This window comes from Pseudomonas pichavaramensis (genome assembly GCF_050473265.1).
GTDB lineage: Bacteria > Pseudomonadota > Gammaproteobacteria > Pseudomonadales > Pseudomonadaceae > Aquipseudomonas.
This window is the reverse complement of record NZ_JBJKFJ010000012.1, coordinates 135856-157333: the sequence shown is the minus strand read 5'-3', so window position 1 is coordinate 157333 and position 21478 is coordinate 135856. Positions and strand designations below refer to the sequence as shown.

The following is a 21478-nucleotide window of genomic DNA, read 5'->3' as shown; positions in this document are numbered from 1 at the left end:
CTTTTTCTTTTGAATCTGGCCCGGATTGTACGCGGGCTACGATGATTCAACCCGTGGATTGTGCCTGCGCCGCCACGGCTGCTGCAGTCATGTCGTAGATCACCAGGCAGACATGTTCCACGGGCTGCCCGGCCAGCGGCAGCAGAGTGACGTTCTGGTACATGAAGTCGGCCTGGCCGGTGATCGGCTGGTAACTCTTGAAACGCATCAGGTAAGGGCGTTGCTGCCACAGGCTGAAGGCACGGGTGCCCAGCTGCACCACACTCTCCACCTTGCGCTCCAGCCAGGGGCGGTCGATGTCAGGGAACAGCTCGAACAACGAGCGTCCCTGCACCTGGTCCGGCCCCAGTCCGGAGTGGTTTTCCATGAAGGCGTTCCACACCTCGACCCGGTACTGGCGGTCCAGCACCACCACGCCGACATCGATGCACTGCACGATGTCGAGTAGCCAGTGAACTTCCTTGATATCGATCTGCGCGGGCATCGTCTCACTCCATCAGGTAATCGATCTTGCTGGTGAGGCGTTTGATCGAGTCTTCGGTGAATAACAGCAGCAGGTCGAAATGGATGGCGTGGCCCTCCAGGCTGTAGCTGATCTCCACGGCCAGGGTCTTGCGCCAACGTTGGCGGTTGACCTGGATGAGCTGGTCGAGGCTGGCGTGCTGGCCGAGCAACTGTGGATGGCCCTGGGAGAAACGCAGATCGAGCTGCTCGGCGACGCCGGCGAGGCAGGCGCCGATCAGGATGCTGGCCAGGTCCAGCAGCATCTCCGAGGTTTGCGCCTGGTTCTCCGGTTGCCAGCCGAGCAGGCGCGCCATGTCGTCCACTTCCGAATCATGGAACAGCAGCAGCGCCTCGCCGGCGATGGCCTCGCCGATGAAACCCTGGCAGATGGCGCTGAAGCGCTCGCCGCGCTGGGCGTCGAGCAGGGTCATGTGCAGTTCGCTGACCTCGAAGATATTCACCTGCGGCACCGGCAACTGCACGAACACGCCAAGCACCTTGGCCAGCAACGCGGCAGCGCGGCCCATGGCGACGTTACTCACCTCGCGCAGGGCATCGCGGAAGCTGACTTTCAGCTCCGCCAGCGGCACCGCCGGGGGCGGCGCGGCTTGTGTGGCCTGCGGGTCGAACAGGCCCAGCTCGATCAACGTCTGACGCAGAACCTCCGGATCAGCAGGCTTCTTGATGAAGGCCAGGGCGCCGAGTTCGCGCACGCGGCGCAGCGCTTCGTCTTGCACATCGCCGGAGACCACGATGACCTTGCTGCTCAGGCCTTCGGCACGCAGAGCAGCCAGCGTCTGATAGCCATCGAGCACCGGCATGGTCAGGTCGAGCAGCATGACCTGCCCCAGGCCCTGGCGCAGCAGAGCCAGGGCCTCCTCGCCATTGGCGGCCTGGCTGAGGGTGACCGGCCATTGTGCCGGCAGGGCGCGGATCAGTTGCTTGCGCGCCATATTGGAGTCGTCGCAGACCAGCAGCGGGATCACGTTGGGGGATTACCTGTGTAAGGAAACGCTGCAACTGAGCATAGACGGAGCCACGCGGCGTAGTAGCCCGGATGCAATCCGGGGAATGTTTCGAGGATGCCCCGGATTGCATCCGGGCTACGAGCTGACTATCGCGCGAGCCAGTCCAGTACGCCCTGCGCCGCCACCCGGCCACTGGCGAAGCAGGCGGTGAGCAGGTAGCCACCGGTGGGGGCTTCCCAGTCGAGCATTTCGCCGGCGCAGAACACGCCGGGCAGGGACTTGAGCATCAGACCTGCATCCAGTGCTTCGAACGGCACCCCGCCGGCACTGCTGATCGCCTCGTCCAGCGGTCGGGTGCGCAGCAGGGTGATGGGCAGCGCCTTGATCCGCGATGCCAGCTCAGCTGGATCAGCGAAGGCCTCGGCCGGCGCCAGCTCGCGCAGCAGAGCGGCCTTGACGCCATCCAGCCCGGCCTGGCGGTGCAGGTGCTTGGCCATCGAGTTTTTACCACGCGGTTTACTCAGCGCCTGCTGCAGTTTGGCCAGCGGCATCTGCGGCAACAGGTCGAGATGGATCAGCGCCTGGCCGTCGCTCTCGATGGCGCGGCGGATGGCGGCGGAGAAGGCATACACCAGGCTGCCCTCGATGCCGCCAGCGGTGAGTACGAACTCGCCGATGCGGGCTGCTTGGCCGGGTAGCGCAAGGGCGACGTTCTTCAGCGGTGCGCCGGCGAATTTTTCCTTGAGGTGAGCGCTCCAGCCCGAGACCTCGAAACCGCAGTTACTCGGTTTCAGGGCCGCCACCTCGATACCTCGGGTTTGCAACAGCGGCACCCAGGCACCGTCGGAGCCCAGGCGTGCCCAGCTGCCGCCGCCGAGGGCCAGCAGGCAGGCGTCGCTCGCCAATGCGCGTTCACCGTCTGCGTCGGCGATGCGCAAGCTGCCGTCAGCGTTCCAGCCCAGCCAGCGGTTGCGCGTGTGGATGACCACGCCCAGTTCACGCAGCCGGCGCAGCCAGGCGCGTAGCAGCGGTGCGGCTTTCATGTCGGTCGGGAATACGCGGCCGGAGGTGCCGATAAAGGTGTCGATACCCAGGCCGTGAATCCACGCGCACAGGGCATCGGCATCGAAGTCGCTGAGCAGAGCCGCGACCTCAGCCTGGCGCTCGCCGTAACGCCCGATAAAGGCGTCCTTGGGCTCGGAATGGGTGATGTTCATGCCACCGACCCCGGCCAGCAGGAACTTGCGCCCCACCGAAGGCATGGCGTCGAACAGTTCCACGCGCAGTCCACCCTGAGCCAGTACTTCGGCGGCCATCAGTCCGGCAGGGCCTCCGCCGATGATGGCGACGAGAGGAGCGGTGGATTGCGGGGAGCGGGTCATGACGGCGGGCGTTTGGCAAATGGCAGCGCATTCTACCCGAGTGCCCCGCAGCCTTGTCATTTGCTCAGGCTTAGGGCAGGTTCTGCTCGAACCTTTTCGGCTGGAGTCCGTTATGTCCCATATCTGCCCTGACATCGATCCCGATGGCCTGATTGAATATTCGGTGGTTTACACCGATCGCTCGCTGAACCATATGTCGCAGTCGTTTCAGGGCGTGATGCGCGATATCTCTAGCACCCTGAAGCAGGTCTACAACGCGTATGCGGTGGCTGTGGTGCCCGGCAGCGGCACCTACGGTATGGAGGCGGTGGCACGCCAGTTGGCGACCGGGCAGAAGTGCCTGGTGCTGCGCAATGGCTGGTTCAGTTACCGCTGGACGCAGATCTTCGACATGGGCGGCATTCCCGCCGAGTCCCAGGTGCTCAAGGCGCGCCCGGTTGTCGATGGCCCGCAGGCCGCTTTCGCCCCGGCGCCGCTGGACGAGGTGCTGGCCACCATCGCCGCGGAGAAGCCGCAGCTGGTGTTCGCCCCGCACGTGGAGACTTCCTCGGGGATGATCCTGCCGGACGACTACCTGCGCGCGGTGAGCGACGCCGTGCATGCGGTCGGTGGCCTGTTCGTGCTTGACTGCATCGCCTCCGGCACCCTCTGGGTGGACATGCAGGCCTGTGGCATCGACGTGCTGATCAGTGCCCCGCAGAAGGGCTGGAGCGCTTCGCCGTGCTGCGCGCTGGTGATGCTCAGCGAGGCGGCCCAGGCGCGCGTCGAAACGACGCAGAGCACGAGCTTCGCCTGCGACCTGAAGAAGTGGCTGCAAATCATGCAGGCTTACGAGCAGGGCGGTCATGCCTATCACGCCACCATGCCCAGCGACGCCCTGGCGCGCTTCCGTGACGCCATGCTCGAGGCCAAGGCCATTGGCTTCGCCAAGGTGCGCCAGCAACAGCAGGAGCTTGGTGATCGCGTGCGCGCGCTCCTGGCGACGCGCGGCTTCAAGAGCGTCGCGGCCAACGGCTTCGAGGCCCCGGGTGTGGTGGTCTGCTACACCGACGATGCGCAGATCAGGACCGGTGCCAAGTTCGCCGCCGTCGGCCTGCAGATCGCCGCTGGCGTGCCGCTGCAATGCGACGAACCGGCGGACTTCCAGACTTTCCGCCTGGGCCTGTTCGGGTTGGACAAGCTGGGCAATGTCGAGCGCAGCGTGGCGACTCTGGAACAGGCGCTGGACAAGGTGCTGGCCGGCTGAGCAGCACCTGTTGCGTCAGCGATTCTTCACGGCCTGCAGCGTGTAGCTCAGCGGCAGGCGCTCGGGCCGCGTGCGCAGGCGCCATTCGCCGTCTGCGCCCTGTTGCATCTGTCCGGGCAGGGCTTCCCACGGCACGCAGTCGTGTTCTTCCAGCGCGGTAAGCGTCATGCTGTGATGCAGCAGAGCTGTGATGATCTCGCCGAGGCCATGATTCCATTCGTGGGTGACGGTGGCGGTGAGTGTCGCGTCGGTCTGCACATAAGTCTGTTCGTCGTCCCAGATCATCGGCTCGCGCTGTTCGAAGTACGGATGGGCAATACGCAACTCATGCTCGCAGCTCTCATCCAGGCTCAATAGAACGGGATGCGCCTCGCGCAGGAAGAGCCGCCCGCCGGGTTTGAGCAATGCCGCGACATTCCGCGCCCACTCATCGATACGTGGCAGCCAGTTGAGGGCACCAATACTTGTGTAGACCAGGTCATAGCGCTGCTCGCCAAGCACCCGTGCCGCATCGTAGACCGACGCCTCGACGAAGCGGATCTTCTGCTGGCATGCGTCAGCGAGGTGGCGCGCCTGCTCCAGCGAGGCGCTGGAGAAGTCCAGGCCGGTAAGCCGCGCACCCCGGCGAGCAAGGGACAGGGTGTCAGTACCGATATGGCATTGCAGATGCAGAGCTTCTAATCCTCGTATATCGCCGAGGCGGGGCAGATCGAAGCGCACGACATCGGACAGATGTGCGGCCGACTCGATGAGTGTTTGCACCTGATAGTCGGGGGAGGCCGCATGTAGCGCAGCGCGTTCGTTCCAGTTGGCCTTGTTCAGCTCGAATGAATCGTCCATGACCTTGCTTCCTTAAGGGGACAGAGTGAGATTATGCCGACGTGTCGTCAGACCTTGCGCGTCAACGCAGCCCTCGCGCGGCCCAGACCCGGGCTGCGCTGTGATGCAGGATGCCGTGGCGGCGGGCGAGGGCGGCGTGGTCCTTGGAGTAGCCGCCGCCAATCACCCCCAATACCGGGATGTCGCGGCCCAGGCAGTGTTCGAGCACGGCTTCGTCACGGGCGGCGATGCCGGCGTCGGTCAGTTGCAGATAACCCAGGGCGTCATCCTTGTGCACGTCGACTCCGGCGTCGTAGAGCACCAGGTCCGGCTGGTAGAGCGGCAGCAGGTAGTTGAGCGTATCGTCGACCACCTTGAGGTAATCGGCGTCGCCCATGCCGCGCGGCAGGGGAATGTCCCAGTCGCTCTGCGCCTTGCGTACCGGGAAGTTCTGCTCGCAATGCAGCGATACGGTAATGGCATCTGGTTCGTTTTCCAGCAGGCGTGCGGTGCCGTCGCCCTGGTGCACGTCGCAGTCGAAGATCAGCACACGCTGCACCCGGCCGGCTGCCAGCAGATAGCGGGCAATTACCGCCAGGTCGTTGAAGATGCAGAAGCCCGAGGGGCAGTCATAGTGCGCGTGGTGCGTGCCGCCGGCCAGGTGGCAGGCCAGGCCGTGCTGCAGCGCCAGTTCGGCGGTCAGCAGCGAGCCTCCCACGGCGCGCACGGTACGTTGCGCCAGGGCGTCGCTCCAGGGCAGACCGAGGCGTCGCTGATCTTCCGGCGCCAGCTCGCCGGCCATGTAGCGGGCAATGTAGTCCGGGCAATGCACCAGGGCCAGAACCTCCGCCGGGCACGGCTCGGGACGTTGCAGCGCGGCATCCGTGGTCAGCCCGCTGGCAACCAGGTGATCGCGCAGCAGGCGGAATTTCTCCATGGGGAAACGATGCCCGGCCGGGAAGGGCGGACTGTAATCCTCGTGGTAGACCAGCGGTAGCGGCATACAATGGGTGCTCGTTCAGACGGCTCACTATGGTCGCAGCCTTGAGGAACAATCGCCATGACCCCGATCGAAACCTCCACCGAGCGGCTGTTGCTGCGCGCCTGGCGTGACAGCGACCTGCCTGCGTTGAGCGCGCTGAATGCCGATGCCGAGGTGATGCGCCATTTTCCTTCGCCGCTGGATGCCGAGCAGAGCGCACAGTTGCTGGCGCGCATGCGTGCGCACTTTGCCGAGCACGGTTTCGGCTTCTGGGCGCTGGAGAAACGTGACGGTGGCGAGTTGATCGGTGTTACCGGTCTGGCGCGGGTCAGTTTCGCTGCGCCCTTCGTGCCGGCCGTGGAGATCGGCTGGCGCCTGGCGCGGGCGCACTGGCGCCAGGGTTATGCGAGTGAGGCCGCGCGGGCGGCGCTGGACGTGGCCTTCGAGCAGTTGGCGCTGGATCAGGTGGTGAGTTTTACCGTACCGGCCAATCTGCCGTCGCAGGCGGTGATGCGCGCCATTGGCATGCAGCGTGACGAGGCGGGCGACTTCCGCCATCCGAAGCTGCCGGGTGGTCATCCGTTGCAACCCCATGTGCTCTATCGCATCCGCCGCGCGCAGTGGGAGGCACGGCGATGAAGGACGTGCTCGCCTACCATCAGCTCAGCAAGCATGCCCCACAGCGCTTTGCACCTGGGCCGGGGCAACTGGACTGGGCCACCCAGCCAGCGCCGTTTCGCCGTTATGAAGGTGCACGGCTGATCGAGCTGTATCACCGCCCTCTGGAGGAGGGGCCAGCGTATGACACGGTATTCGCCGGGCCGCAAACGTCGCCAGCGCCGTTGGACCGTGCCAGCGTCTCGCAACTGCTCTACGACAGCCTGGCGATTTCTGCGTGGAAGGAGGCGGGCGGCAATCGCTGGGCGCTGCGGGTCAATCCCTCGTCCGGCAATCTGCACCCGACCGAGGCCTACCTGCTGCTGCTGCCTGGCACGGTCGACGAGCTGGGTGTGCTGGCGCATTACGCGCCGGATGTGCACGCGCTGGAAGTGCGCAGTGAGTTACCGCTGCCGCTCGGCCGACACGTTGCCGACAGCCTGCCGCCGGGCGGTTTTCTTCTGGGGCTGAGCAGCATCGCCTGGCGTGAGGCCTGGAAGTATGGCGAGCGTGCCTATCGCTACTGCCAGCATGATCTCGGTCATGCCCTGGCGGCGCTGGCCATCGCCGCCAGTGTGCAGGGCTGGCAGGTGCGCATGCTGCATGGTGTGGCCGAGAAACGTGTGGATGGCCTGTTGGGGCTGGATAGCGAGGGTTTTCACGAGGCCGAGTACGGTGATTGCCTGTTGTGGGTCGGGTCGGCGCAGCCGCGGGAGTTCGCATTGCCCGGGTCGGTGCTGACCGCGCTGGCGCAACTGCCGCGTTGCGGCAGGCCCAATCGCCTGTCGCGTGACTATCGGCATTGGCCCGAGCTACTGCGAGTGCACGGGCTGTGTCGGGCACCGGCTCGCTCCGTTGGCGACTGGAGTCGTGATGTGGTCAGTGTGCGGGCCGAGAATCCTGGCTTGCCGCTGCGGCCGCTTCTGCACCGCCGACGCAGTGCGCAAAGCATGGATGGGCGCAGCGGTATCCAGGCTGATCTGCTGCTGGCCTGGTTGCGCCGCCTGATGCCGGCGCAATCGCCGGTGCCGTTCGCCGTGAGTGGTGAGCCGAGCGAGGTCGATCTGCTGCTGTTCGTTCATCGTGTGCAGGGTCTGGCACCTGGCTTGTACTGGTTGGATCGTACTGGCCGCGGTATGCAACCGCTGCGCGCGGACTTCCTGTGGCAACGAGTGGACGAGGAGCTCCCGCTCTATCGTCTGCTCGAAGGCGATGCCCGTGGGCTGGCGGGCTTTCTCAGTTGCGGCCAGGACATCGCTGCCGACGGCTGCGTTGCCTTGGCCATGCTGGCTCGGGTCGAGCAGGTCGTGAGCAATGGCGCCTGGCGCTATCCCAGGCTGTACTGGGAGTGTGGGCAGATCGGCCAGTTGCTCTATCTGGAGGCTGAAGCAGCGGGACTTTCCGGCACGGGGATTGGCTGCTATTTCGACGACGCTCTGCGGGAATTGCTCGGAGATGCCGACAACGGTTGGCAAAGTCTTTACCATTTCACTCTTGGCCGCGCCGTATGGGACGAACGCCTGACGTCTTTGCCGGCCTATTCTCAATCGCGATTACCCCCTGCACGAGGAGAGACTCCATGACCCAGGTGCTCGACGATCTGGTCGCGCTGCTCAGCCTGGAGCAGATCGAAGAAAACCTGTTCCGTGGCCGCAGCCAGGATCTGGGCTTTCGCCAGCTATTCGGTGGCCAGGTGCTGGGCCAGTGCATTTCCGCTGCCAGCCAGACCGTCGAGGAGGCGCGGCACGTGCACTCCATGCACGGTTATTTCCTGCGTCCGGGCGACGCCACCTTGCCGGTGGTCTACCAGGTCGAACGTACCCGTGACGGCGGCAGCTTCAGCACCCGGCGCGTAGTGGCCGTGCAGAAGGGCCAGCCGATCTTCTTCTGCAGCGCGTCCTTCCAGTACGACGAAGAAGGCTTTCATCATCAGAGCCAGATGCCCGATGTGCCTGGCCCGGAAAACCTGAAATCGGAGACGGACCTGGCACGCATGGTGGCGGCGATGATTCCTGAGCGTCTGCGCGAGCGGGCGATCAGCGACAAGCCCATCGAGATTCGCCCGGTCACCCTGATCAATCCCTTCGCGCCGCAACCCTGCGAGCCGGTCAAGCATGTGTGGTTCCGCGCCGCTGGCGAGCTGCCGGACGACCCGCAGCTGCACAAGTACCTGCTGGCCTATGCCAGCGACTTCAACCTGCTCACGACCTCGATGCAGCCGCATGGCGTGTCGGTGTTCCAGAAATTCATGCAGGTCGCCAGCCTCGATCACTCGCTGTGGTTCCACCGTGATCTGCGCATGGACGACTGGTTGCTGTATGCCATGGACAGCCCGTGGGCCGGTAATGCGCGTGGTTTCTCCCGTGCCAGCATCTACAACCGTCAGGGCGAGTTGGTGGCCTCGGTGGCGCAGGAAGGCCTGACCCGCGTGCGCGAGGACTGGAAGTGAAGGCATTGCGCGAGGCCCGCCACTGGGTATTCGACATGGACGGCACTCTGACCCTGGCCGTGCACGACTTTCCGGCGATCAAGCGGGCGCTGGGCATCCCCCTGGAAGATGACATCCTCCATCATCTGGCCGCGCTGCCGGCGGACGAGGCGGCAGCCAAACATGCCTGGCTGCTGGAACACGAACGGGAGCTGGCGGTAGCGTCGCGCCCGGCGCCGGGGGCTGTCGAGCTGGTGCGTGCCTTGTGCGAACGCGGCTGCCAGCTGGGCATCCTCACGCGCAATGCGCACGAGTTGGCGTTGCTGACGTTGCAGGCCATCGGCCTGGATGATTGCTTCGCCACAGCCGACATCCTCGGTCGCGACGAAGCGCCGCCCAAGCCGCATCCGGGCGGTCTGTTGCAGTTGGCCGAGCGCTGGGCTGTCAAACCGCAGGCGCTGGTGATGGTCGGAGACTACCGCTTCGACCTGGAATGTGCCCAGGCTGCGGGTGCGCGCAGTGTGCTGGTCAACCTGCCGGACAATCCCTGGCCGGAACTGACCGAACTGCATGCACAGGATTGTGCGCAGCTGCTGGCCGCGTTGGGCTGAGGTTTACGGTTTTCCACGACGTTCGACCGCAGGAAGGTGTTTTGTATTGTCGCGGCGAGGATACGTTTGATACCGGACTGGCAAAGAAGTGCCTGCTGTCGATGAGTGGCACTCTCCATTAGCACGCCGCCTGGCCTGATGGGTTTCGCCCCTCACGGGCGACTCACTTTCTTTGCTTGTGCAAAGAAAGTAAGCAAAGAAACACACCCCTACATACGGCCCCGGCTGCGCCGGGGTTCCCTCGTTCCATCACCACTTCAGGGGCACGCTGCGAAGGGCCGTCCCTGGCCCATCGCAGCTCTCGCGACATCCATGTCGCTCAACCCCTTACGTGGCGATTTCACTCGGCCTCCTGAAGGGGACTTGTGCGTCGTCTGCGTGATCGCTGCCTGAGAGCAAAAGCCAGACACCGACGAGTTTAATTACGTGAAAGTTATGCAAGCTCGCGCCCGTAAGGGGAGCAACCCAAACGCTTAGCGCGCGGTAATGGATACTGCTAAGTCAGTAAGCGATACGCACACAAACTTGCCAGTACGTTGGCACCCCGTACTTCCCCAAGCTGTGCGAAGAACCAAAAAAACGCCCCCGCAAAAACTGCGGGGGCGGCGCGTTGGATAAGGTCTTCCTTGATGCGGGTTACGCGCGATCAATCTTGTGCGGCGGCGTTCTCCGTATTCGTCCAGCCACCACCCAGAGCCTTGTACAGCTCCACTTCGCTGCTCAGCTGTGCCAGGCGGTCGCCGATCAGTTGCTGGCGCACGCTGAACAGCTGGCGTTGGGCATCGAGCAGGGTCAGGTAGCTGTCCACACCGGTGCGGTAACGACGTTCGGCCAACTCGTAGTAGGTCTCGGTGGTTTCCAGCAGGGCGCGCTGGGCGTCCAGCTGCTGACGGTAGGTGGTACGTGCCGCCAGGCGGTCGGCGACTTCCTGGAAGGCTACCTGGATGGCTTGCTCGTACTGCGCGACGCTGATGTCGCTTTGCAGCTCGGCATAGTCGAGGTTGGCGCGCAGGCGGCCGGCGTTGAAGATCGGCAGGCTGATCTGCGGTTGGAACAACCAGGTACCGGAGCCGCTGTCGAACAGGCCGGACAACTGGCTGCTGGCCGTGCCGGCGTTGGCGGTCAGGCTGACGCTGGGAAAGAACGCTGCACGGGCGGCGCCGATGTTGGCATTGGCGGCCTTGAGCTGATACTCGGCCTGCAGCAGGTCAGGACGGCGCTGCAGCAGGTCGGCAGGCAAACCAGCCGGCACCTGTTCCAGCAGTTCGGCGTTCAGGGCCAGCCCTTGTGGCAGCTCGTCCGGCAAGCCGGTGCCGAGCAGTTGGGTCAGGGCATTGCGGTCCTGGGCCACCAGGCGCTGGTACTGCGCCAGGCTGACGCGGGCGCTGTCCACGGCACTGCGAGCCTGGCTCAGGGACAGGGCATCGGCCACACCGACATCGAAGCTACGCTGGGTCAGGCGGTAGCTGTCTTCGTAGGTTTTCAGGGTGTCCTGGGTCAGTTGCAGCAGGGCGAGATCCGCTTGCCACTGCAGATAGGCGTTGGCCACGCTGGCGACCAGGCTGATCTGCGTGCTGCGGGCCGCCTGTTCGGTGGCCAGGTACTGTTGCAGCGCCTGCTCGCTGAGGCTGCGGATACGGCCGAAGAAGTCCAGCTCCCAGGCATTGACGCCCAAGGTCGCGCTGTACTGGCTGGTGGTGGTGCGGTTGCCTGTCTGGCTGAGGTCAGCAGGCAGACGCTGACGGGTGCCGCCACCGTCGGCAGAAACCGACGGCAGCAGGTCTGCACGCTGAATGCGATAAAGCGCGCGATAGGCCTCGACATTCAGGGCCGCGACACGCAGGTCACGGTTGTTCTCCAGTGCCAGCTGCACCAGCTGTTGCAGGGCCGGATCGCGGAAGAACTCGCGCCACTGCAGGTCGGCCGCCGCGCGGCTGCCTTCGCTGGCCGCGTTGCCGTAGGCCTCGCCTTGCGGCCAGTCGGCAGCGATCGGTGCATCGGGACGCTCATAGTCGGGAATCAGGCTGCAGCCACTGAGCAGGGCAGCGGCTACGGCCAGGGACAACAGGGACTGCCTCATTGCAGTACCTCCTTCTCGTTGTTATCGGCCGGCTGCTTTTTCCTCTCGAACAGCGAGCAGACCACCACGTAGAACAGTGGAATCCAGAAGATCGCCAGAACCAGTGCGCTGAGCATGCCGCCGATCACACCGGTGCCGATGGCGTGCTTGCTGCCGGCGCCAGCGCCGGAGGCGATGGCCAGCGGCAGACAGCCGAGGATGAATGCCAGCGAGGTCATCACGATCGGACGCAGACGCATGCGGCAAGCCTCGATGGCCGCTTCGGCGAACGTCATACCTTGTTCGTACTGCGCCTTGGCGAACTCGACGATCAGAATGGCGTTACGTGCCGACAGACCAATGGTGGTCAGCAGGCCGACCTTGAAGAACACGTCGTTGGACAGGTCGCGCAGCTCGGTGAACAGCAGCGCACCGATGATCCCCAGCGGCACCACCAGCATCACCGAGAACGGAATCGACCAGCTCTCGTACAGCGCAGCCAGGCAGAGGAACACCACAATCGCCGAAATCACGAACAGTGCGGTGGTCTGCGAGCCTGCCAGACGTTCCTCGTAGGACAGGCCGGTCCAGGCGAAGCCGACACCTTCCGGCAGCTGCGAGGCAATTTCCTCGACTGCGGCCATGGCGTCACCGGTACTGTAGCCAGGGGCCGGGGCGCCGAGGATTTCCACCGCCGAGACGCCGTTGTAGCGCGACAGCTTGGGTGGGCCGTAGGTCCATTCGCCGCTGGCGAAGGCGCTGAACGGCACCATCTGGCCCTGATCGTTGCGGATGTACCACTTGTTCAGGTCCTCAGGGCTCATGCGCGATTCCGGCGTACCTTGCAGGTACACACGCTTGACCCGGCCCCGGTCGATGAAGTCGTTGACATAACTGGCACCCCAGGCAATCGACAGGGTGTTGTTGATGTCCGACAGCGACAGGCCGAGGGCGCGGGCACGTTCATCGTCGATCAGCAGTTGGTATTGCGGCTCGTCACGCAGGCCGTTGGCTCGCACGCTGTCGAGTACCGGGTTGGCGTTGGCCAGCTGAAGGAACTTGTCACGGGCTTCGTTGAGCACTTCGTGGCCGACGCCAGCCTGATCCTGCAGGAACAGGTTGAAGCCGGTGGCGTTACCCATTTCCATAACCGCCGGCGGGGCGAAGGCGAACACCATCGCATCACGGAAGCTGAAGAAATGCCCCTGTGCACGCTGAGCCAATGCCGCGACGCCGTTTTCTGCGCCGGGACGGTCGCCCCAGGGCTTGAGCATGATGAACGCCATACCCGAGCTCTGACCGCGGCCGGCGAAGTTGAAGCCGGTCACGGTGAACACCGATTGGACCGCATCGCTTTCGTCGTCGAGCAGGTATTTGCGCATGTCGTCGACGACCACCTGGGTACGCTCGGCACTGGAGCCTGCCGGGGTCTGGACCTGGGCGAAGAGTACGCCCTGATCTTCTTCCGGAAGGAAGGCGGTGGGGATACGCGAGAACATCCAGGCCATGATGGCGACGATGACCAGATACAGCAGCAGGAACGGGATCTTGCGCTTGATCATCGCCGATACACCGCGCTGGTAGCGCTCGGTGCCGCGTTCGAAGGTGCGGTTGAACCAGCCGAAGAAGCCGCGTTTGGCCTCGTGGTGCTCACCGTCGATGGGTTTCAGCAGGGTGGCGCACAGCGCCGGGGTGAAGACCAGTGCAACCAGTACCGAAAGGGTCATGGCCGAGACGATGGTGATCGAGAACTGCCGGTAGATCACCCCGGTGGAGCCACCGAAGAAGGCCATTGGCAGGAACACCGCCGACAGTACCAGGGCGATACCGACCAGCGCGCCCTGGATCTGGCCCATGGATTTGCGCGTGGCTTCCTTGGGTGACAGGCCGTCTTCGCGCATCACCCGCTCGACGTTTTCCACCACCACGATAGCGTCGTCCACCAGCAGGCCGATCGCCAGCACCATGGCGAACATGGTCAGGGTGTTGATGGAGAAACCGAACGCCGCCAGTACACCGAAGGTGCCCAGCAGTACCACTGGAACCGCCATGGTCGGGATGATCGTTGCCCGCAGGTTCTGCAGGAACAGGAACATCACCAGGAACACCAGTACGATCGCCTCGAACAGGGTGTGCACCACGCCTTCGATCGAGGAGGAGATCACCGGAGTGGTGTCATACGGGAACACCACTTCCATGCCTGCCGGGAAGAACGGCGTGAGGTTGTCGATGGTCTCGCGTACCGCCTTGGCAGTGTCCAGGGCGTTGGCGCCGGTGGCCAGACGGATCGCCAGACCGGACGCCGGCTTGCCATTGAACTGGGCGTTGATCGAGTAGTTCTCGCCGCCCAGTTCGACCTTGGCCACGTCGCCCAGACGAACCTGGGAGCCATCGCGCGCAACCTTGAGCAGGATGTTCCGGAACTCTTCCGGGGTCTGCAGGCGGGTCTTGCCGATGATGGTGGCGTTGAGCTGGGTGCCCGGGGCCGCTGGCAGACCGCCGAGCTGACCGGAGGAGATCTGTACGTTCTGCGCCTGGATGGCGGTGCGTACGTCAACCGGAGTCAGCTGGAAGCTGTTGAGCTTGGCCGGGTCGAGCCAGATACGCATGGCGTACTGGGCACCGAACACCTGGAAGTCACCCACGCCCTTGGTCCGCGAGATCGGGTCCTGCAGGTTGGAGACGATGTAGTTCGACAGGTCTTCACGGGTCATGCTGCCGTCATTGGAGACGACACCGATGACCATCAGGAAGTTACGCACCGACTTGGTCACCCGGATACCTTGCTGCTGCACTTCCTGCGGCAGCATCGGCGCGGCCAGCTGCAGTTTGTTCTGCACCTGAACCTGGGCGATGTCGGGGTTAACCCCCTGTTCGAAGGTCACGATGATTTCCATGCTGCCGTCGGAGTTGCTCGACGAGCTGACATAGCGCAAACCATCAAGGCCATTGAGTTGCTGCTCGATCACCTGCACCACGGTGTCCTGCACCGTCTGCGCCGAGGCGCCCGGGTAGCTCACCGCGATGGAAACTGCAGGCGGAGCGATGCTCGGGTACTGGTTGATCGGTAGCTTGAGGATGGACAGGCCGCCAGCGAGCATGATCACCAGGGCGATCACCCAGGCGAAGATGGGCCGGTCGATAAAGAACTTGGACATTCAGTATTTCTCCGTTCAGCCCTGGCCGTTGCCTGGCTCGGCATCATCTGCCTTCTGCTCGGTCTTGACGTTACCTGCCGGTACCGCCTTGACCTCGACGCCAGGCTGCACGAATTGCAGACCTTCGGTGATCAGGCGGTCGCCTTCGTTGAGGCCGTCCTCGATCAGCCAGGCATTGCCGACGGTTCGCGAGGCCTTCAGCTGACGCATCTCCACCTTGTTCTCGGCGTTGACCACCAGGGCAGTCGGCTCGCCACGCAAGTTGCGGGTCACGCCCTGCTGCGGGGCCAGAATGGCCTGTTGCTTGACGCCGGCCAGCAGCTCGGCGTGCACGAACATGCCGGGCAGCAGCAGGTGATCGGGGTTGGGGAACACGGCGCGCAGGGTCACCGAGCCGGTGCCTTCGTCGACCGATACTTCGGAGAACTCCAGGGTGCCTTCATGGCTGTAGTGGCTGCCGTCTTCCAGTACCAGCTGGACTTTCGCGGAGTTGTCACCGGCTTTCTGCAGGCGACCTTCGGCGAGGTCGGCACGCAGGCTGAGCAATTCCTTGCTCGACTGGGTGACGTCTACATAGATCGGGTCGAGCTGCTGGATGGTGGCCATCGCAGTAGCCTGGCCGTTGCTCACCAGAGCGCCCTCGGTGACACCGGAACGACCGATGCGACCGTTGATCGGCGCCAGTACCTTGGTGTAACGCAGGTCGATGCGCGCCTGTTCCAGCGCGGCGTCGGCCTGCAGGCCGGCAGCGCGGGCTTCGTCGTAGGCCTGCTGGCTGACGGCCTTGTCGGCGACCAGCAACTTGTAGCGATCGGCCAGGGCCTTGGCAGAAATCTGTGTGGCCTGAGCGCTCTTGAATGCGGCTTCGTAGGTTGCCGGGTCGATCTGATACAGCTGTTGCCCGGCCTTGACTTCACTGCCTTCAGTGAACAGACGTTTCTGGATGATGCCGTTGACCTGCGGACGCACTTCAGCGATGCGGTAAGCGGCGGTGCGACCAGGTACTTCGGTGGTCAACGCGTAAGGCTGGGGTTGCAGAGTAACCACACCGACCTGGGGGGCTTGTTGAGCTTGCGGGGCGCTGTCTTCCTGGCAGCCAGTGAGGCTGAGCAGAGCCAAAGCGACGGCGGAAACCAAGGCGGCGAAGGCTGGCTTCGTGTGCATCTGAAGAAACCTCGTTCTAATTGAAATCTGTACCCGGAGGGCAAAGAGGGGCGAAGGCAGGGAAGTAGCCGGGAAATATACTTACATGCGTGAATGTTTGTAAATGCCTAAAGCTGCCTGCATACTCTCGCTCGTTCTCCTTTACCGGAGGGTGACGGCAATACGCACGCAGGTAGACAGATGGCCAGAAAAACCAAAGAGGAAGCGCAGGCGACACGCGTCCATATACTCGACGCGGCCGAGCGGGTATTTCATGCCCAGGGCGTTTCCCGTGCCTCTCTGGCTGAGGTGGCCAAGGAGGCCGGCGTCAGTCGCGGTGCGATCTACTGGCACTTCGAGAACAAGATAGACCTGTTTCAGGCCATGCTCGAGCGCTTGCGGCTACCGTTGGAGGAATTGGCGCGTGCCAGCGAGAGCGAGCATGAGCCGGACCCGCTGGGTTGCATGCGCGAATTGCTGGTAAAGGCACTGACGCGCCTGGCTCGGGATGCGCAAACCCGCCGTACTCATGACATCCTGCGTTACAAATGCGAGTACACTGGCGAGCTGCTCGGTCTGCGTGAGCGCATGCAGGCGCTCAGCCTCGAGTGTGACCAGCGTATCGCCAAGGCATTGGGCAATGCGGTCAGCAAAGGCCAGCTTCCGCACGACCTGGATTGCCCGCGCGCTGCCGTTTGTCTGCACGCCTATATGGAAGGCATCGAGACCAACTGGTTGCTGATGCCCAACTTCGACTTGGCCGCGCAGGCGCCCGCACTGGTCGATACAGCGCTGGATATGTTGTGCAGCCCGGCCTTGCGCCAGGGCTGACGCTCAGCTCGCCTGGCGATAGGCGGGCAGATCCGGCAGGCGGTGCGGGGCACGCAGCCGGGCTTCCAGCGTGTTGACGAACTGGCGAGCCTCCTCTTCGCTACGAAAACTCACGCAGTGCTGATCCAGACGTACCTGCCAAAGGTACTCGCCGCCTTGATTGTGCTGCTGGACGACAATGTTCATGCTGACCACCCCCTGAGCTGTGACGATCTATCGAGGTCTGTTGCAGGAGCGATCAGCATAGTCCTGGCGCATGACTGTTTTCTGACCTGGATCAAACCGGTGATCGGAGCAGGGGCGGTCTGGCGATGAACGGCAGCCCGGGCACGTCTGTCGCGCCCGAACTTTCGCTTATCAGAAGCCTTCGAGCACGATTTTGCCCTTGGCCTTGCCACTCTCCAGCAGAGCATGCGCGCGGCGCAGGTTGGCGGCGTCGATGCGACCGAAGTGCTCTCCCAGCGTCGTTTTCAGCACGCCGCTGTCGACCAGCTGCGACACACGTTGCAGCAGGCGGTGCTGCTCGATCATGTCGTCGGTCTGGTACAGCGAGCGGGTGAACATCAGCTCCCAGTGCAGTGACAGGCTCTTGCGCTTGAGTTTCATCACGTCCAGCGGCTGCACCGGGTCGTCGATCAGTGCCAGGCGCCCTTGCGGCTCCAGCGCTTCGATCAGTTGCTCATAATGCTGCTCGGTCTGGGTCAGGCTGGCGATGTGAGTGACCTGGCCGATGCCGATGCGGGCCAGCTCTTCGCTCAGTGGCTTGCTGTGGTCGATCACGTGATGGGCGCCCAGTTCACGTACCCAGGCCTGGGTTTGTGGTCGCGAGGCAGTGCCTATAACGGTCAGCCCGGTCAGGCGGCGTGCCAGCTGCGTGAGGATCGAGCCGACACCACCGGCTGCTCCGACGATCAGCAGGCTCTGGCCCTGATCGTTCGGACTTTCGCTGATCTCTAGGCGCTCGAACAACAACTCCCAGGCGGTGATGGCGGTCAGCGGCAACGCTGCGGCTTCAGCGAAGGAGAGGCTTTCGGGCATCGCGCCGACAATCCGCTCGTCGACCACGTGCAGTTCGCTATTGGCGCCGGCACGGTCGATGGCGCCGGCATAGAACACCCGGTCGCCAGGCTGGAACAGGCTGACCTGGCTGCCGACAGCCTTGACCACGCCGCTGGCGTCCCAGCCCAGTACCTTGGCCGCGCCATCCTGTGGGGCCACACCCTGGCGGATCTTGGTATCCACCGGGTTGACGGAAATGGCGCGGACCTCGACCAACAGATCATGTGGGCCGGGCTGTGGCTCGGCCAGTTGGACATTCTGCAGCGCTTCAGGGTGCTCGGCGGGCAGGGACTGATAGTAGGCGACGGCTTTCATTGATTGGTTCCTCATGGAAAGGTCAGGCAAGGCGATGCAAGGGCAGCAGCTCGATGCCAGAGAGCCGCTCGCCGAAGGTGCTGGTGAAATGCTGGAAGTGAGGCGCGTTACGATGCAGCTCCAGGGCTTGCTCATCGCGCCACTGCTCGATCATCACGAACTGCTCGGGATTACCCGGGTTGCCATGCAGTTCGTAGCGCAGGCAACCCGGCTCGGCATTGCTGGCCGTAACCAGTTCTCGTAGACCGGCAGCAACTGCCTCGGTATGGCCTGGCAGGACGTTGATCGTGGCGATGAGACTCAGTGGAATGTGCATCGGAGCGCTCCGTTAGCGGTGTGGGAGCATGCTCGTTTGTTTAACTGGCTATAAAAAGGACCGGCGAGTAGAGTCTCTTTCATTATTTTTTTGAAAGTGGCGTGCATGCTGCGACTCGATGATCTGCAACTGTTCGTACGGACTGCCGAATCCGGCAGCCTTTCTGCGGCTGCGCGCTTGCTGGATGTATCGCCGGCGGTGGCCAGTGCCGCCCTCAAGCGTCTGGAACAGCAACTGCAGGTACGTCTGCTGGCGCGCTCGACGCGCAGCTTGCGCCTGACGCCTGAGGGCGAGCTGTATCTGGTGCACGCGCGCCTGGCGTTGCAGAGCCTGGAAGAAGGCCGCCAGCAACTGGCCGGCAGTCAGGAAGGCATACGCGGCCTGTTGCAGTTGTCGGCGCCGTCGGATTTCGGCCGCAATACGCTGCTGCCCTGGCTGGACGAATTTCAGGACGAGCATCCACAGTTGCAGTTACGCCTGCTGCTGGCTGATCGGGTGGCCGATCTGTTTCGCGAGCCGGTGGATATCGCCCTGCGCTATGGCGCGCCGGAAGACTCCAGCCTGGTCGCGCTGCCGGTGGCACTGGATAACCGCCGTGTGCTCTGCGCCTCACCGGCCTATCTCGCCCGGCACGGCACGCCGCAGGCCGTGGAAGAACTGCACCAGCACAATTGCCTGCTCTACATGCTGCATGGCCGCGTGCATGACCGCTGGCGCTTTCAGGATGGTAAGCGCGACGTCGTCCTGAGCGTGAAGGGTGACCGGGTTTGCGATGACGCCGATGTCACCCGGCGCTGGGCCATTGCAGGGCAGGGCGTGGTGTACAAGTCCTGGCTTGATGTGGCCCAGGATGTGCGCGAAGGCCGTCTGCAAGTGCTGTTGCCGGATTGGCGTGGCGAGTCCACGCCGCTGTACCTCGTCTGCGCCCACCGTGCTCAGCTGAGCAAGGCGGTGCATCTGCTGCGCGAGTTCGTGCAACTGCGCTGCCAGCGTTTGCTGGATGCTGCACCGTGGCAATCGTATTGATGCGTTTCGCGATATGGCTTTCAGCCTCTGCTAGACTCCAGCCGCGAACACCTGCGGCAACGCACCGCAGTGTCGCACCGCCATCCTCTGTTTAGAGTCGCGCCCCATGAAACTGGCTCGCAAAGACCGCTCACTGACTGCCTGGGTGCTGTACTTCAGCATTCTGTTCAGTGCGTTCGTCTGCGCAATCAGTCATGGCCAGATGGCCGGTATGCAGCTCAGTGGTCTCGATGGCCAGTACTGCTCGTTCGATGGCAACTTCGGCGCGGGGGCAGATCTGGACGGCTCCGGCATCGTCCCGCCGAACCCGGCCACCGGCTCCAACTGCGCCCTGGCCAGCCTGTTCAGCGCCAGCATTCTCGCTGCCTTCTTCGGCCTGCTCGGGCTGCTGACTGTCGAGCGCAGCTGGTCGGCGTCCGCGCTGCATCTGCCGCGCATCACCCGTTATCGCTGGCCTCCGGCCAATCCCCGCGCTTCTCCTTTGTTCGCCTGATCCGTCCGCCCGCTCCGGGCGTCCCTATCATGCGAATGCCTGACCGCGCGTCCCTGACCGCGGTGGGCTGGAGAGAGCTTCATGGCGTCTTCCCCCGATAGCTCCGCACCTGTTCGTGCGGCCCCGTCTTTCTACAACCTGGCCTGGCGCTGGCATTTCTATGCCGGCTTGTTCGTCATCCCGTTCATGATCCTGTTGTCGGTCACCGGGATGATCTATCTGTTCAAGCCGCAGCTCGACACCTGGCTGTACCCACATCTGATGCTGGCGCCAGCGGCCGAGCAGCGCGTCAGCGCCGACCAGCAGCTGGCACTGGTCGAGCAGCTGTACCCCGGTGCCTCGGTGAGCAAGTACCTGCCCCCTGTTGGCGAAGGGCGCAGCGCGCAGTTCGTCATCGAGCAGGATGGTCGTCTGCTCAACCTGTTCGTCGATCCCTACCGCGGCACGCTGCTCGGCGAGCAGGACGGGCAATGGAACCTGCAAGTCGTGGCGCGCACCCTGCACGGCGACCTGATGATCGGCACACTGGGCGACCGGCTGATCGAGCTGGCCGCCGGCTGGGGCATCGTGCTGGTGGTATCCGGCCTGTACCTGTGGTGGCCGCGCGGCAACAACCTGGCCGGCGTACTCTGGCCGCGCCTGCATGCGCGAGGGCGCCTGCTGTGGCGCGATCTGCACGCGGTGACCGGGTTCTGGGGCTCTCTGCTGCTGTTGTTCATGCTGCTCACCGGGATGACCTGGACCGGCTTCTGGGGCGCCCAGTTCGCCGGTGCCTGGAATCAGTTTCCCGCGGCGATGTGGGATGACGTGCCGAAGTCCGGGCAGCTTGCCGGCAGCCTCAACAGCAGCCGCGAGCAGACCGTGTCCTGGGCGGCGGAGGTCACACCGCTGCCGGCATCCGATCCGCATGCGGCGCACCGCGGCCATGCCCGTCAGGATCACGGCCCTGCTGCGCCGCGCATCAGCCTGCAGCAGGTGGTCGACACCGCCGATGCGCGTGGCGTGCAGCGCGGCTACAGCATCAGCTTCCCGCAGGGCGCCACGGGCGTTTACAGCATCGGACTGTTCGCCGACGACCCACGCAACGACGCCACCCTGCACCTGGATCAATACAGCGGTGCGGTACTGGCCGATGTGCGCTGGGCGGACTACGGCATGGTGGCGCGGGCCGTGGAGAGCGGGGTGAAGCTGCACGAAGGCAAGATGTTCGGCCTGGCCAACCAGGTACTGATGGCGCTGGTCTGCCTGCTGATCATTTTCAGTGCGCTCAGCGGCCTGGTGATCTGGTGGAAGCGCCGCCCGGCCGGTCGTCTCGGCGTACCGCCGCTGCGCCACGACCTGCCGCGCTGGAAGATCGCCATCTGCGTGATGATCGTGCTGGGCATGATCTTTCCGCTGGTGGGCGTCTCGCTGTTGTTGATGTGGGGGCTCGACCGCTCGCTGTGTCTGCTGCCCGGAACCCGATTCGCCAACTGAAGAAG

General features: G+C 64.0%; 20 protein-coding genes. 9 read left to right on the top strand and 11 right to left on the bottom strand.

Going from position 1 to position 21478, the window contains the following annotated elements; all coding sequences use genetic code 11:
• Positions 1 to 46: 46 nt before the first annotated feature.
• From ACJRW5_RS19370 to ACJRW5_RS19360, 3 genes are all read right to left on the bottom strand, one after another.
• Positions 47 to 484, bottom strand: a complete 438-nt coding sequence (locus tag ACJRW5_RS19370; RefSeq protein ID WP_484572120.1) for a PAS domain-containing protein — start codon at positions 482 to 484, stop codon at positions 47 to 49.
• A gap of 4 nt (positions 485 to 488) precedes the next feature.
• Positions 489 to 1490 carry a response regulator gene (locus ACJRW5_RS19365; RefSeq protein WP_484572119.1) on the bottom strand — a complete coding sequence of 334 codons (1002 nt, stop codon included), beginning with the start codon at positions 1488 to 1490 and terminating at the stop codon, positions 489 to 491.
• A 128-nt stretch (positions 1491 to 1618) separates the two neighbouring features.
• Positions 1619 to 2854, bottom strand: a complete 1236-nt coding sequence (locus ACJRW5_RS19360; protein ID WP_484572118.1) for a TIGR03862 family flavoprotein — start codon at positions 2852 to 2854, stop codon at positions 1619 to 1621.
• A gap of 112 nt (positions 2855 to 2966) precedes the next feature.
• On the opposite strand from ACJRW5_RS19360, the gene ACJRW5_RS19355 reads away from it, so the two are divergent.
• Positions 2967 to 4100 carry an aminotransferase class V-fold PLP-dependent enzyme gene (locus tag ACJRW5_RS19355; RefSeq protein WP_484572117.1) on the top strand — a complete coding sequence of 378 codons (1134 nt, stop codon included), beginning with the start codon at positions 2967 to 2969 and terminating at the stop codon, positions 4098 to 4100.
• 15 nt (positions 4101 to 4115) lie between these two features.
• On the opposite strand, the gene ACJRW5_RS19350 is transcribed toward ACJRW5_RS19355, so the two are convergent.
• Both ACJRW5_RS19350 and ACJRW5_RS19345 read right to left on the bottom strand, forming a co-directional pair.
• Positions 4116 to 4940, bottom strand: coding sequence for a class I SAM-dependent methyltransferase (locus tag ACJRW5_RS19350; protein WP_484572116.1), 825 nt, complete (start codon positions 4938 to 4940; stop codon positions 4116 to 4118).
• Positions 4941 to 5001: 61 nt separating this feature from the next.
• Positions 5002 to 5922 (bottom strand): histone deacetylase family protein, encoded by a 921-nt coding sequence (locus ACJRW5_RS19345; RefSeq protein WP_484572115.1) that lies wholly within the window; start codon positions 5920 to 5922, stop codon positions 5002 to 5004.
• Positions 5923 to 5979: 57 nt separating this feature from the next.
• On the opposite strand from ACJRW5_RS19345, the gene ACJRW5_RS19340 reads away from it, so the two are divergent.
• From ACJRW5_RS19340 to ACJRW5_RS19325, 4 genes are read left to right on the top strand one after another with little or no spacing between them, the layout of a single operon-like run.
• Complete coding sequence (locus ACJRW5_RS19340) at positions 5980 to 6540, top strand: GNAT family N-acetyltransferase (RefSeq protein ID WP_484572114.1); 561 nt, start codon at positions 5980 to 5982, stop codon at positions 6538 to 6540.
• Positions 6537 to 8141, top strand: a complete 1605-nt coding sequence (locus tag ACJRW5_RS19335) for a SagB/ThcOx family dehydrogenase (protein WP_484572113.1) — start codon at positions 6537 to 6539, stop codon at positions 8139 to 8141. Before ACJRW5_RS19340 ends, ACJRW5_RS19335 begins: the two co-directional genes overlap by 4 nt.
• A complete protein-coding gene (gene tesB / locus ACJRW5_RS19330) occupies positions 8138 to 9007 on the top strand; it encodes an acyl-CoA thioesterase II (RefSeq protein WP_484572112.1) in 870 nt (289 codons plus the stop codon). The genes ACJRW5_RS19335 and tesB overlap by 4 nt, the downstream gene beginning before the upstream one ends.
• Entirely contained in the window at positions 9004 to 9597 is a 594-nt protein-coding gene (locus tag ACJRW5_RS19325; RefSeq protein WP_484572111.1) for an HAD family hydrolase, read from the top strand. Before tesB ends, ACJRW5_RS19325 begins: the two co-directional genes overlap by 4 nt.
• Positions 9598 to 10243: 646 nt before the next feature.
• On the opposite strand, the gene adeC is transcribed toward ACJRW5_RS19325, so the two are convergent.
• The 3 genes from adeC to ACJRW5_RS19310 are packed head-to-tail and all read right to left on the bottom strand — an operon-like array spanning position 10244 to position 15978.
• Positions 10244 to 11677, bottom strand: coding sequence for an AdeC/AdeK/OprM family multidrug efflux complex outer membrane factor (adeC, locus tag ACJRW5_RS19320; RefSeq protein ID WP_484572110.1), 1434 nt, complete (start codon positions 11675 to 11677; stop codon positions 10244 to 10246).
• Entirely contained in the window at positions 11674 to 14814 is a 3141-nt protein-coding gene (locus ACJRW5_RS19315; protein WP_484572109.1) for an efflux RND transporter permease subunit, read from the bottom strand. The genes adeC and ACJRW5_RS19315 overlap by 4 nt, the downstream gene beginning before the upstream one ends.
• A 15-nt stretch (positions 14815 to 14829) precedes the next feature.
• Positions 14830 to 15978, bottom strand: coding sequence for an efflux RND transporter periplasmic adaptor subunit (locus ACJRW5_RS19310; RefSeq protein ID WP_484572108.1), 1149 nt, complete (start codon positions 15976 to 15978; stop codon positions 14830 to 14832).
• A 180-nt stretch (positions 15979 to 16158) separates the two neighbouring features.
• Between ACJRW5_RS19310 and ACJRW5_RS19305 the strand changes: the two genes are divergently transcribed.
• On the top strand, positions 16159 to 16788 hold the full coding sequence (locus ACJRW5_RS19305; protein ID WP_484572107.1) for a TetR family transcriptional regulator: 630 nt from the start codon (positions 16159 to 16161) through the stop codon (positions 16786 to 16788).
• A gap of 3 nt (positions 16789 to 16791) precedes the next feature.
• Here the strand turns inward: ACJRW5_RS19305 and ACJRW5_RS19300 are convergent, their stop codons facing one another.
• The 3 genes from ACJRW5_RS19300 to ACJRW5_RS19290 all read right to left on the bottom strand — a co-directional run bounded on the left by ACJRW5_RS19300 (position 16792) and on the right by ACJRW5_RS19290 (position 18478).
• The gene (locus ACJRW5_RS19300; RefSeq protein ID WP_484572106.1) at positions 16792 to 16974 is read right to left on the bottom strand and encodes a hypothetical protein; all 183 of its coding nucleotides are present in this window, start codon (positions 16972 to 16974) and stop codon (positions 16792 to 16794) included.
• Positions 16975 to 17145: 171 nt separating this feature from the next.
• Positions 17146 to 18162, bottom strand: coding sequence for a zinc-binding alcohol dehydrogenase family protein (locus ACJRW5_RS19295; protein WP_484572105.1), 1017 nt, complete (start codon positions 18160 to 18162; stop codon positions 17146 to 17148).
• Positions 18163 to 18184: 22 nt separating this feature from the next.
• The gene (locus ACJRW5_RS19290; protein WP_484572104.1) at positions 18185 to 18478 is read right to left on the bottom strand and encodes a putative quinol monooxygenase; all 294 of its coding nucleotides are present in this window, start codon (positions 18476 to 18478) and stop codon (positions 18185 to 18187) included.
• Between the two features lie 105 nt (positions 18479 to 18583).
• Between ACJRW5_RS19290 and ACJRW5_RS19285 the strand changes: the two genes are divergently transcribed.
• The 3 genes from ACJRW5_RS19285 (at position 18584) to ACJRW5_RS19275 (ending at position 21473) form a co-directional block, all read left to right on the top strand.
• Positions 18584 to 19504: a LysR family transcriptional regulator gene (locus ACJRW5_RS19285; protein WP_484572103.1), complete on the top strand. Its 921-nt coding sequence runs from the start codon at positions 18584 to 18586 to the stop codon at positions 19502 to 19504.
• 106 nt (positions 19505 to 19610) lie between these two features.
• Complete coding sequence (locus ACJRW5_RS19280) at positions 19611 to 19997, top strand: DUF2946 domain-containing protein (RefSeq protein WP_484572102.1); 387 nt, start codon at positions 19611 to 19613, stop codon at positions 19995 to 19997.
• A gap of 81 nt (positions 19998 to 20078) precedes the next feature.
• Complete coding sequence (locus tag ACJRW5_RS19275; RefSeq protein WP_484572101.1) at positions 20079 to 21473, top strand: PepSY-associated TM helix domain-containing protein; 1395 nt, start codon at positions 20079 to 20081, stop codon at positions 21471 to 21473.
• Positions 21474 to 21478 lie beyond the last annotated feature (5 nt).

Excerpts from the sequence above, each read along its gene's own strand:
- ACJRW5_RS19370 (WP_484572120.1), bottom strand. The coding sequence starts at position 484 with ATGCCCGCGCAGATCGATATCAAGGAAGTTCACTGGCTACTCGACATC.
- ACJRW5_RS19360 (WP_484572118.1), bottom strand. The coding sequence starts at position 2,854 with ATGACCCGCTCCCCGCAATCCACCGCTCCTCTCGTCGCCATCATCGGC.
- ACJRW5_RS19355 (WP_484572117.1), top strand. The coding sequence starts at position 2,967 with ATGTCCCATATCTGCCCTGACATCGATCCCGATGGCCTGATTGAATAT.
- ACJRW5_RS19350 (WP_484572116.1), bottom strand. The coding sequence starts at position 4,940 with ATGGACGATTCATTCGAGCTGAACAAGGCCAACTGGAACGAACGCGCT.
- ACJRW5_RS19345 (WP_484572115.1), bottom strand. The coding sequence starts at position 5,922 with ATGCCGCTACCGCTGGTCTACCACGAGGATTACAGTCCGCCCTTCCCG.
- ACJRW5_RS19340 (WP_484572114.1), top strand. The coding sequence starts at position 5,980 with ATGACCCCGATCGAAACCTCCACCGAGCGGCTGTTGCTGCGCGCCTGG.
- ACJRW5_RS19335 (WP_484572113.1), top strand. The coding sequence starts at position 6,537 with ATGAAGGACGTGCTCGCCTACCATCAGCTCAGCAAGCATGCCCCACAG.
- tesB (WP_484572112.1), top strand. The coding sequence starts at position 8,138 with ATGACCCAGGTGCTCGACGATCTGGTCGCGCTGCTCAGCCTGGAGCAG.
- adeC (WP_484572110.1), bottom strand. The coding sequence starts at position 11,677 with ATGAGGCAGTCCCTGTTGTCCCTGGCCGTAGCCGCTGCCCTGCTCAGT.
- ACJRW5_RS19315 (WP_484572109.1), bottom strand. The coding sequence starts at position 14,814 with ATGTCCAAGTTCTTTATCGACCGGCCCATCTTCGCCTGGGTGATCGCC.
- ACJRW5_RS19310 (WP_484572108.1), bottom strand. The coding sequence starts at position 15,978 with ATGCACACGAAGCCAGCCTTCGCCGCCTTGGTTTCCGCCGTCGCTTTG.
- ACJRW5_RS19305 (WP_484572107.1), top strand. The coding sequence starts at position 16,159 with ATGGCCAGAAAAACCAAAGAGGAAGCGCAGGCGACACGCGTCCATATA.
- ACJRW5_RS19300 (WP_484572106.1), bottom strand. The coding sequence starts at position 16,974 with ATGAACATTGTCGTCCAGCAGCACAATCAAGGCGGCGAGTACCTTTGG.
- ACJRW5_RS19295 (WP_484572105.1), bottom strand. The coding sequence starts at position 18,162 with ATGAAAGCCGTCGCCTACTATCAGTCCCTGCCCGCCGAGCACCCTGAA.
- ACJRW5_RS19290 (WP_484572104.1), bottom strand. The coding sequence starts at position 18,478 with ATGCACATTCCACTGAGTCTCATCGCCACGATCAACGTCCTGCCAGGC.
- ACJRW5_RS19285 (WP_484572103.1), top strand. The coding sequence starts at position 18,584 with ATGCTGCGACTCGATGATCTGCAACTGTTCGTACGGACTGCCGAATCC.
- ACJRW5_RS19280 (WP_484572102.1), top strand. The coding sequence starts at position 19,611 with ATGAAACTGGCTCGCAAAGACCGCTCACTGACTGCCTGGGTGCTGTAC.
- ACJRW5_RS19275 (WP_484572101.1), top strand. The coding sequence starts at position 20,079 with ATGGCGTCTTCCCCCGATAGCTCCGCACCTGTTCGTGCGGCCCCGTCT.